This is a genomic window from uncultured Treponema sp. (assembly GCF_946187725.1).
GTDB lineage: Bacteria > Spirochaetota > Spirochaetia > Treponematales > Treponemataceae > Treponema_D.
The window spans coordinates 1-10,655 of record NZ_CAMHSK010000058.1; the positions used below are offsets into that span (position 1 = coordinate 1).

Here is a 10,655-nt window from a genome sequence, read left to right on the forward strand (position 1 = left end):
GATTATCTAGGGAGCCGGGCGGGGGAAGCCCGGCAACTGAAAGTAGTGTAGCATTTTCTTGATTAGTTTGGGCTTGTTTGCGTGGCAGCTCAGGGCAAAACGGCAAAAACACCCACAAGGGGTGTTTATCCTTGCCGTTCCGCCCATCACTCCCACGCAACGGCTATCGCCGAATCACGGACAGTGCCAGCGTTTTTCTTGCAATAGTTTTTGGAACGCTCGCGCGATCCAAAAGATTTTCTTACGGCATTTTTTGCTCGCTCCGCTCGCCTTTTTTTTATCGCTCCGCTCCAGGTCTTTCACTGCTCGCTGAACGCTCGCGCGAACGGTCAGCCACCGTTCGAGGTTTTTTCTTTACAATTTCTTTATTATCTCGTAAAGTTCTAATTATGGGTACAATGAACACTTTAAGAGCCGATTATGTCGGCAAGGTCGGAAAGACTTACGGTGTCAGACAGTACGGTAAATCTATCGAAAAGGCAATTCCCTTTTCTCACAGTCCGCACAATAGAACGCAAACGCAAAGTGTAAGGGCTTTTGAAAAGTTGAATCGCTTTTCCGCTTATGTCGCTAAAACATTTTGGCGGTATCTGAATCTTAGCGATAAGACGATGTACAAACATAATGCGGTCGCAAAATGGCTTAAACCGTGTGTCAAAAACCATTCTTTCCAATTGGCAAATCTTGTTGAAGTCATACCGTCAAATAGCAGCTTGCGTTTTGGAAACATCAACATTGATTTGGAAGCAAAAACGGCAGAAATAGAGTTTATCAACGCTCCGTATTCTGCAAATACAACAAGAGAAGATATTTTTATCGCTCTTGTAACTGATAACGGCACAGTGAAAGCGGGTGGTGCGTTTTCAAGTGTTAGTCAGACGGTCTCTTTTTCTTGGGATTATTCGGATTTTGTCAGCCTAAGCGTGGTAATGTTCAAAAGTTCCGTACAATTCGGGAAGAAGATAATTAACGGCTTGTGTCTCCATACGGAAACACAAAACTTTGTCATTGACGGTATTTTATACACCAGCTTAATGCCGTTGAATGAGCCACCACGCTACAATGAAGGTATTATTACTTTCAGCGATAGCGATTTTTCTTTTGCAGATAATATTCTGCATTGGCTTGAAAATTAGTTTTGAAACTGCTACGCAGATCCAAAACTAAATAAATCAATTTTACAGGAGTAAAAATTATGGCAGATATTAAAGGCATAGAACTTGCAAGCGAAATCTACGGCTTGGAAGATGAAACCGCAAGAAACACTGCAACATCAGCAAGTCAGTCGGCAGCACAAGCAAGTCAGACGGCAACATCAGCAAGTCAGACGGCAACACAAGCAAGTCAGACGGCAACACAAGCAAGTCAGACGGCAACACAGGCGGATGAAAAAATCGGAGACCTTGCCGATTTGGAGACAACGGCAAAAACAGACCTGGTTTCTGCAATAAATGAAGTTGCAACTAAAGACCCACCTACAGGTTTAACTTGTGGTTATTATCAAGTACAAATCCCTGCCGAGGGGGATACAACTATTTCTAACCCGCAGCTTGCGACACTTATAGGCAAAAGTCTTTTAAGTTTGGCAGTTGGTCAAGGTATTTTGCTTCAAGGTGTTGCACAACGAGCAAATGCAACGGAGTGTCTTCCGTATTCCTTATTCTCGCAGAAAACGGCAAGTGGTTTCAGTGCTCATGAAGCCTCAGCCAATACAGGCGTTCTTGCTTTTGTATACCCATCAAGTGGGGCTATTGTATTTTCCAATTCCTTAGATAGTGCAGTAACCTTATTCTTAAATGTTGTCGGCATAAACGCATCTTTAATTGCTAACTAAACAGTAGTTTTTCTGAATAAAATCACATACCCACTCTTAACAGAGTGGGTTTTTTTGTCCGTACAAGTTCCGTAGACTTGACAAAATCCAAAATTGTACTGTATAAAAAAGTATACTATCTAACAGGGGGAAAATCCTATGGGAAAAATGAACACCTTGAAAGGTAACTACATCGGCAAAGTCGGTCAGACTGTCGGTGCAAAGTGGAAGAACCTTTCTACAGAGCGAGTTTTCACAAAACCCGCAAATCCAAACACACAGGCTCAGCAGACTGTACGAAGTGGCTTTAAAGCAATCAATGCTTTCGTAGCACTCTTTGCAGACCAGATTCGCTACAAATCTGCCCTCGACACATCGGGAATGTCTGTCCGCAATGCCATTGTTAAACTTAACAAAGAAATGGTTGCGGGCAATACCTTCACAAAAGCCAACCTTGTAATTTCAAAGGGCGGTTTGCAGAAAGTTGCAGGCGAAGCAGCTACTGCAAATGCGGGAAAAGTTACTGTAACTTGGACTGCCCCAACTGCTACAAACTTCACAGAAAATGCGAAGTTGGTAGCCGTCATGGTACAGGAAGATTCAGGAATGGTAGAAGTTGTTGAGGCCGCCGCTGATGCCAGAACACTCACATCAACTTTGACATTCATTACAGGCGATGTTGACATCTATGTTTACTACCTTGACAAACGAGGTTCAAACAAGATTGCTTCGCTCAGTGACTACCTCACTGTAACAATCGCCTAAGTTTGGGGGGTTCTAAATGTCTGACGGAACAAAATCTACAGTCAAAGTTATCCTTGAAGGGCTGATAGCTTTTCTTGGTGCTTTAGTGGGTGGTCTATTCTAAAGGACATGGGCGAAATCTTTTTGAAATAAAAAAGTTTTTGCCCGCTAAAGCAATTCTTCAAAACCATGCAACCTTTACAAAAATCACTGTCAAAAAATTGACAGTGATTTTTTTTTGTCCTAGAATCTCCGCTAGGGGAGTTTATTAACAAAATATAGAGAGGTGTATTTATGGCAAAGTTTAACACTTTGGCGGGTGGCTACTATGGCAAACTTGGTGCTACCGTTGGTCAGCGTTGGAAAAACATCCGCACCGTTAGAGCGTATGTTGTACCGCACAATCCACAAACAGAGGTACAGCAAGCAAACCGCAAGCGTTTTTCCGACTGTGTTTTCTATGCACAGTTAGCCGGACAAATGAACGCAAAAGTCACAGCTTTTGACACGACATCAAAAACCTTGTGGAACGCTCGAATGTCCACCGCAAGGGCATTGCAAGATTTGAACTATTCAGAAATGGATAGATTGCCCTTATACCCGACTTCTTTTTCAGTTCCCAACATCATTTCGGCAGCAACTATTACGCAAGTCGTAGATGAAACGCACATTCAAGTTACTGTAGAGGGAATAGCCCCAACAGAAGAGCGAGTTTTGACAATGTTGTTACTTTTGCCGGGTGCGGAATCTTGGAAAGACAGATTAGCACTTTGCATTGGCTCAAATGGCGAAGAGGGCGGAAACATTTTTACTTTCCGATTGCCGGAAGGTCTAACAATTCCAAATGGCACTAAAGCCAGGTTTGTTTCATGCGATGATACAGATTCACTCACGGACTTAATCGCAAGTGCTCAAATCGATTTGCCGATTGCAGCTCCAGAGCATCACACATTCGATACATCAATTACGAGTGTCGAACGAAGCGGAAACAATTTTACATTCACTTTTGGCGAAGATTATCAGTCGGGCGACAATTCGATTACTGTTGCCAGTTTGAAAGGTGTCGTCAATGGTGCGATTACAACAATTTCTAATCCGACCGTTTCTTTGATAAACAATGGCGGTAAGTTTGCTATGGTTTATACAAGCGAAGCAACCGACAGTCAAGATTTGATTGCTTTCCCGGCCGGGTCAGAAGTAGTCATTTCAGCAATTAAATCGTGGAGTTCAACCGTTCATGCGGATGCAGAGAACGCAACAGAAAGTTTCTCTTCTACAGACCTTACACGAACTTACAAAAATACAATCAACGGCTACCAAAGAAACGAGAGTATCTACAGATTCAGAATCTCCCGAAGTCTCCCGGAAATTACTTCAAAATCGGGTGCAGTCAGAGGTAGAGCAGTTCTTAAAGGTGCAATTAGCAATCTTCTTCTTACAGGCTATACTTTAGGAACAAATTATTTGGAGTGGAATAGTGGAGTCACCGCAAGTGAAAACTTGCCAGCTTTCCCAAGTGGTTCTACAATCACAATGGAAACTGTTATCATTGGCAACGGTGTAACTTACAACCCAGAGCGAACAACCGCCCAAGCAATTACATCTACAGACCTTACACGCACCATGTCGCCGCTTACTTTCAGTTGGTCTACAACTTCTCAGAAATGGGAAGCTACTTTCAACGATTTAGCAACTATCACAAGTGGTGGCGGAAATCGTTCCGTTACAGTGAAGAATCACAATTTCGTCAATCAGTTGTCAAAAACGGCAAGTATCACCGTTGGCTATTCGGGCGGAAAAATCACCGTTTCGGGTGCCGATTACGATAATTCTACAATCTTGCTTGCTTCTGATATGTCGTCACTTCCACAGGCAGAAAACTTTGTTGCAAGTGGTGTTACTTACACGCTCGCAGCTCAACAGTTTACGGCCGTTAAAAACGGTGTTCAGACTTTGGATAGTTCTGATTGGAATTATTCGGGCAATATCGGAATGGACGGCTTCGGCTTCTATCTTGAACTGGCTGATTATTCTGATGTTTCTCCAAATACAGCCCCGGGCGGTTTAACGCTTGTAAATCCGTCAGATGTCGAGATTGGCGAAGAGGGCGGAAATGTCTTTACTGTCACAATTGATAGTGCCAATGTAATCATGAGTTCTTCCCACGATGATGTTGAAATCACCTTTGAAGCAAATTGTGAGGGAGCCGGACGAACAGAGGGCGAAGATGCAACAATTAGTTTGTCAGGTTATCCAATGTACATCACAGACGGAAACAACAGGTGGCAGCTTGCTTCAATCGATGTTGATTTGACATCAAACGATTAACGCAAAAATAGTGCTCATGGCACGGTAGACACGCTAGATACAGCGTGTCTACTTTTTTATACAGTTGACGCTTTTTTTTCTGTCGTTTATCCTAAAAACACTTTAAGCGATTGTTTCCCTTGCCATGATCCGCTAAAGCGGAGCAGGCAAGGGAGTTTTCGGCAGGGGGGTAAAAGTGTGGAACGAGGAACAGATAAAAGCATTTCACAAGGAGTGCCACGAGATTCAGCGAAAAATCCTTTGGGAGAAGTTCGCGAAATCGTCTTTTCCAAAAAAAATCTTGTATCTTTGTTGCTTATTGGTGCGAAGATATTAGTCACGCTTGTTAAGCGTTGCAAAAACTCCGATTAGAAAAAAAGAACCGCCCGGAAGGGCGGTTTGAAACAACGGAGCGTTTACATTTGGCTTTCTGATGACCGTCAGAAAGACCGTGAAAAGGATTTTTAACCTAAAATGAATATAACACAGTATCTAAAAACCGTCAACGCAGAAACGCTAGAAAAAACCCAAATAACAGAAACACAACGAATAATTTTGTCAGAATTGGCTTACTATTCGTTCGCTGAAAGCGGAATGTTTGAAGAAGCAGTTTCTGACAGTGGTGTTCGCTATCACAGAATCAAACTTGCAGACGGTGCAGCTCAACAATATCATTGCTCTTTTAATATCCCGGTCACGGTTGCAGAAAATCCGAAGCCAAAGAAAGAAGAAAAGAAACATCGTAAATCAAAAGAATTGCTTTATCCAGAAGTTTTTGAATGTTCTCGAAAAGGTGAAAGCATTGAGCCACTTATAAAGCCACTTCTTAAAAAAGTTTCCGATAAGTGGGGCTATCTCGCTTCTTGGTTTAGTGACAGATACCGTTTTTTTCTTGTGAACGCTAAAGGCACTCCGGCCTACAACTTAAAGCAGTATTGGCGAATCCACGATGCTTGCAAAACTCTTGATGAACATTATAAAAAATGCTTTTTTGCCACTCTAACACTCGCCCAGAAAGATTTTGAGGGCGATTTTATTCACGCTTGGAAATACATGAGCGAAAAACTAGGTAATTTTCTAAAGGATTTAACACGCACTTTTGGCGGAAAATATGTTGTCGTTTTGGAATCTCATAAAAGCGGTTTCCCACACGCTCACTTACTCTTTTACACAAATTACGACTTTTCAAATTGTAGTTACAAATATTCAAAGAAAAAACATTGCTATTTTATGAACAACGGCAGCTTACGAGATTTCTTTACAGAAAAATGGAAGTGTGGATTTTCTCAGATTGATAAAAACCGCAGAAAAGACACATCGAATTATCTTTCTAAATACATTTCAAAAGCAGAGGACAAAGATATTCGTGAACTTTTAGGAAAAAGCCGTCTGTCAGAATCTGATAAAAAAGAAGTCCTTACAATGATTCTTCCAATGATTGCAGAAGTCAGGGCTTTTCGTGTCTCTAAGTTGGAGTTTCCGACCGTGCAAACCGCACAGGCGGAAAATGTCACTGAGTTTTCTATTTCTGAAAAAGCGAAGCGAGACGACCCGCCCGCACCACTCGCCCCCCTCACAGAAGAAGAGCGTGATTTTGCGATTGCCTACTTGAAAACGCTATGTATTAAGTCGCCGCTTAACTGTGCAAATCCTGTTTTTTCACATCAGCGTGGGGAACTTTTGAAATTATACAAAGTGGAGCCTAGCCGTTTGGCAGATTTGCCACTTGCCAGGAACAAAAAAATCGCTGAAAGTGGGTGTAGATTATCTTGCAAAGGTTGTATTCTCTCAAAGTTGGCTGATTTATTTGTAAATGGCGATATTTCATTTATGCAGAAAAGAAATAATTGGTTTTATTTTATAGAATTATGGCGAGAGAGAGAGTTAATCACTCCGCAACTTGAAAAATGGTATCTGACAACTCATATTTCAGAAGATATGATAAACGATTTCAAAAGGCGATTAGTCAAAAAATATTCTAAAGTTCTGCCCGAAGATGAAATACTTCCGTGCCTATCGGCAATCTATTCGACAAATCCGATTCTTTATCCGTTTGTTTTGCCTAAAAAATGGCAAAAGTTCGCTCAGTCGTTCTCGATGTGGTTTGAAGGTGTTCCCGATAAGTTTTCACAGGCAGAGCAGATTTTCTTCAAAGCAATGTGCAAAGCAACATTTTTTGTTTGACATATTCCGTTAGCGGTATTATAATTCTTAAATAAAGATAAACGAAAAAGGAGTGTTATTTTATGGTTGCTAATCAAATCGAAAACAGAATCATCTTAGAAATCTGCAAAACTTGCCCTTGTCACAATCACAATCAAAACGACAATTCCCGGATATGTTCATTAAGCGAAAATCTTTGCAATCCTTTGGTAAACGCTGATAATGCTTTAGCATTTTTCAAAAAAACAATCGTTGATTGTAAAACTCGTGAAATGCACGAAGAAATTAAAAATCAGTTTGCCGAAAGGCGAGCCGAAGAAGAAGGATGGCTAAAAGAAAATGGCTTTTGTAGCGATTAGAACAAGCGACTATGAACCACGCTATTTTATCCGCACGGATAAAGAAATATCTGCACTTTGCACAGATAAGTGTGTTTTCAATTCGTTGCAGCACCAACAATTTTTGAACAGTTGGCAAAATAGCCACTTTCAAAAGTCGGACTTTATGTTTTACAAATTGCCCGACAATTATTCAATTTTGGGAAAAACTCCGTTGGAGTTTATGATAGAAACGCAAGGTTACAAGCCCCCGGAAAAATCGGGCTTGTGTGCTAAGCAAAAAAGGAGATTCCAAAATGCACCACCGAAAAAAAAGACAACCGAAAATAAGCAGAACGACTTATTTTCAGATTTGGGCTAAAATCGGCAGCTTCAACATTCCGAAATGGAAACAGAAGCTACAGAGTTCGATTTGTTCTAGGCTTCCACTTATGCCACAGGCGCAAGCAAAAATATTTTAACAGGAGAAAAAATTATGTTTGGTCAGAATTATCAATTTGTTCAGCCACCGTTGAAAGCGGTTACAGGTGAGTATGATGTTACACTCACAGAGGTTCGAGAAGAAGATTTGAAGGGCTATGCAGTTCTCAGATTTTATTTTGCTTACAAAGACGGTAAAAACCGGGTTCCAAATGTCTTTGATTTGTTTGATGTCGTAGACCCGAACGATGAAAAGCAACAGAAATCATTTAATTTGAAAATGTCAAAAATCGCACTCTGCTTTGGTCTGGAAGGTGGTTTTAACACTTTGTCTTATCAAGCATGGAAGGGCAAAACAGGCCGCATTTTGATAACTCGCTCAAAAGACGGCTTTTTGAATGTCACAGATTTTATTGATAAGGCAGAAATCGAAGAACAGAAAGAACAGTAAAATAAATCCGTGTGGAAGATGATCCACACGGATTTTTCACATCAAACAAAATGGAGTTAGTTTTCATGGCAGAAAAAAGATTTTCAATGGGTGTTTTTATACCGAACGAATTAACACACAAATTGGATTTACGAATCGTTAGACACTTTCAAATAAAATATGGTCGCCCGATTCTGAACAGTTGGCGAAAAGACAAAGTTTCTTATTGGTGGAAAAAATGGAAAAATGAAAAAACGGCAAAAGAAACCGCACAGAAAATTATTGGTGGAGTTGGCCGGGTTAAAGCGATTTTCATTTTTGATTATGCTACAGGAAAAACTTTACATTGTTGGATTAAGAAGTCTCAAGACTTTCTTTCAACGGTCTGTTGCACACAAGAAGAATTGAAAAAGCACTTGGAAGAAAACTATCAACTTTCATTCACTTGGAAATATGGAGAGTTAATCAATGCCGAAGAATAAAAGACTTTATCAACTTTTGGAAACAAAAAAGGCTCTGGAAGAATTGCTTCACGAAGCAGTTAAACAAGTCGATTTTTATAAAAATCGTGTCGCTGAATATACCGTAAAACTCAGTGACTTAAACGAAATTATTGAAGAAATGCGAGGTGGAAAATGAAAAAGAGAACGGCAAAAAACTTTGGGCTGAGTAATACTTCAAAAGTTCATTTATTCTTTGAAAGAAGTGGAACTTTCAAAAAGGCTTTTGAGAAATACGGATTTGTTGCAACTGATTACGATTTGGAAGCAGAACACAAAGAAGTCAAAAAGACTGATTTGTTTTTGGAAATAAATAAAGAATACTATGACGAATCATCAGAAGTTTTTGCGGAAATAAAAGATAACGATTTGGTTGTAGCGTTTTTTCCATGTACATATTTTTCTGACCAATCGCAGCTTATCAGCCGTGGCGATTCGTTCGGAATGAAAGGTTTTTCAGATGAAGATAAACTTCACAGAAGCATTGTTGATATGAAAACAAGGGCAGACTTTTATATCATTTTGTGCCGTTTGTGCATAATCGCAAGAAAGAAACACTTTAAATTGATTATCGAAAATCCCTATGGAAAAGTTAATTTTCTTAAACAGTTTTTCCCGATTAAGCCGTGTTTAATCATCAAAAACAGAATGTTGTGGGGCGATTATTTCAAAAAACCTACACAATTCTTTTTTCTAAATTGCATACCCAATTTCTATTTAGAAAAAATAGTTGTAAGTCCAAGAGAAAACAATCCAATCGAGAAAAACCACGGTTTTTCTCGTTCCCGGATTTCAAGCCGTTTTGCAGAAAACTTTATAGAATCTGTAATACTTGATTAAAAAGGGGGAAAGCGAAGTGAAATTGATTTTTACAAAGGCGGGCGATTTGGTTTGTCCGTACTGTAAAGAAGTTCCGTATTGTCATATCGGCGAATATTTTTGCCCGATATGTAGAAAAAGTTTTTCTACAATTACTTTTGAAGAAAAGGAGATTAAAAAAAATGGAAAAGAAAGAGCTATTGTTTTTGATTGATGATAGGATTCAAAAAATCCGACAGATTGCAACAGATTACAACATTCTTGAAAACGGTTACATCGCTTTCAGTGGTGGCAAAGATTCGACCGTTCTTTCTGATTTAGTTGATCGGGCTTTGCCCGACAACAAAATACCTAGAATCTATTCAAATACAGGTCTTGACTATTTGGAGATTCAAAGGTTTGTCCGGCAGCTTGCAAACGAAGATGAACGATTTTTTATCATTCGCCCAAAGAAAGACATAAGGAAAACACTTGCAGAATACGGCTATCCATTCAAAAGCAAGTTTCATTCTCACATCTGCGACATTTATTCACGGCAAGGAAAAACAGGTTGCGTTTTGAAATATGCAGAGCCAAAGGCAAATACTCCTCACAGTTGCCCAAAAGTTCTGCAAGATATGTTTAACAAACCGCTTCCTTTCAAGATTTCTGAAAAATGTTGTTATAAGTTCAAAAAAGAGCCGTTCGCACTTTACGAAAAAGAGAGCGGGCGTCACATTGGTTTAACAGGCATGAGACGAGCAGAAAAAGGCTTGCGAGAGCAACTTAAATGTTTGGTTTTTGACGGCGACAAGTTGCACCGTTTCCACCCACTCGCCCCAATGGACGATGATTTTATTGAATCTTACATCAATCATTTTCAGATTCGCTTGTGCGTTTTGTATTATGCACCGTACGGATTCAAAAGAACCGGTTGCGTAGGATGTCCTTATGAGCGTAATTTGCAAAAAGAACTTGATACGCTCGAAAAACTTCTGCCAAATGAACGAGCGAAAGCAGAGTTTATTTGGAACCCGGTATATACTGTTTACCGAGAAATGGGTTATAGATTAAAAAGTTGACTTATTGGGAAGTTTTTATATAGCCCCACCACGGCATTGAGCCGTGGTGTGTCTACCCCC

At 40.1% G+C, this 10,655-nt stretch carries 13 protein-coding genes; all 13 read left to right on the forward strand.

What is annotated here, in order from left to right; translation table 11 throughout:
• Positions 1 to 389 precede the first annotated feature (389 nt).
• The 13 genes from Q0Q74_RS13455 (at position 390) to Q0Q74_RS13515 (ending at position 10,595) form a co-directional block, all read left to right on the forward strand.
• Entirely contained in the window at positions 390 to 1,136 is a 747-nt protein-coding gene (locus Q0Q74_RS13455) for a hypothetical protein (protein ID WP_294431660.1), read from the forward strand.
• Between the two features lie 59 nt (positions 1,137 to 1,195).
• The gene (locus Q0Q74_RS13460) at positions 1,196 to 1,834 is read left to right on the forward strand and encodes an alanine-zipper protein (RefSeq protein ID WP_294431661.1); all 639 of its coding nucleotides are present in this window, start codon (positions 1,196 to 1,198) and stop codon (positions 1,832 to 1,834) included.
• A gap of 138 nt (positions 1,835 to 1,972) precedes the next feature.
• The gene (locus Q0Q74_RS13465; RefSeq protein ID WP_294431663.1) at positions 1,973 to 2,578 is read left to right on the forward strand and encodes a DUF6266 family protein; all 606 of its coding nucleotides are present in this window, start codon (positions 1,973 to 1,975) and stop codon (positions 2,576 to 2,578) included.
• Positions 2,579 to 2,851: 273 nt separating this feature from the next.
• On the forward strand, positions 2,852 to 4,885 hold the full coding sequence (locus Q0Q74_RS13470) for a hypothetical protein (RefSeq protein ID WP_294431665.1): 2,034 nt from the start codon (positions 2,852 to 2,854) through the stop codon (positions 4,883 to 4,885).
• Between the two features lie 177 nt (positions 4,886 to 5,062).
• A complete protein-coding gene (locus Q0Q74_RS13475; RefSeq protein ID WP_294431666.1) occupies positions 5,063 to 5,236 on the forward strand; it encodes a hypothetical protein in 174 nt (57 codons plus the stop codon).
• A gap of 102 nt (positions 5,237 to 5,338) precedes the next feature.
• Entirely contained in the window at positions 5,339 to 7,048 is a 1,710-nt protein-coding gene (locus tag Q0Q74_RS13480; protein ID WP_294431667.1) for a hypothetical protein, read from the forward strand.
• 62 nt (positions 7,049 to 7,110) lie between these two features.
• Positions 7,111 to 7,386 carry a hypothetical protein gene (locus tag Q0Q74_RS13485; protein ID WP_294431668.1) on the forward strand — a complete coding sequence of 92 codons (276 nt, stop codon included), beginning with the start codon at positions 7,111 to 7,113 and terminating at the stop codon, positions 7,384 to 7,386.
• On the forward strand, positions 7,367 to 7,726 hold the full coding sequence (locus Q0Q74_RS13490) for a hypothetical protein (protein WP_294431670.1): 360 nt from the start codon (positions 7,367 to 7,369) through the stop codon (positions 7,724 to 7,726). Before Q0Q74_RS13485 ends, Q0Q74_RS13490 begins: the two co-directional genes overlap by 20 nt.
• A gap of 114 nt (positions 7,727 to 7,840) precedes the next feature.
• Positions 7,841 to 8,236, forward strand: a complete 396-nt coding sequence (locus Q0Q74_RS13495) for a hypothetical protein (protein WP_294431671.1) — start codon at positions 7,841 to 7,843, stop codon at positions 8,234 to 8,236.
• A gap of 11 nt (positions 8,237 to 8,247) precedes the next feature.
• A complete protein-coding gene (locus Q0Q74_RS13500; protein ID WP_294431673.1) occupies positions 8,248 to 8,697 on the forward strand; it encodes a hypothetical protein in 450 nt (149 codons plus the stop codon).
• On the forward strand, positions 8,684 to 8,854 hold the full coding sequence (locus tag Q0Q74_RS13505) for a hypothetical protein (protein ID WP_294431674.1): 171 nt from the start codon (positions 8,684 to 8,686) through the stop codon (positions 8,852 to 8,854). The genes Q0Q74_RS13500 and Q0Q74_RS13505 overlap by 14 nt, the downstream gene beginning before the upstream one ends.
• A complete protein-coding gene (locus Q0Q74_RS13510; RefSeq protein ID WP_294431676.1) occupies positions 8,851 to 9,555 on the forward strand; it encodes a hypothetical protein in 705 nt (234 codons plus the stop codon). Before Q0Q74_RS13505 ends, Q0Q74_RS13510 begins: the two co-directional genes overlap by 4 nt.
• Before the next feature lie 161 nt (positions 9,556 to 9,716).
• Positions 9,717 to 10,595 carry a phosphoadenosine phosphosulfate reductase family protein gene (locus tag Q0Q74_RS13515; protein WP_294431678.1) on the forward strand — a complete coding sequence of 293 codons (879 nt, stop codon included), beginning with the start codon at positions 9,717 to 9,719 and terminating at the stop codon, positions 10,593 to 10,595.
• The last annotated feature ends 60 nt before the right edge of the window (positions 10,596 to 10,655 follow it).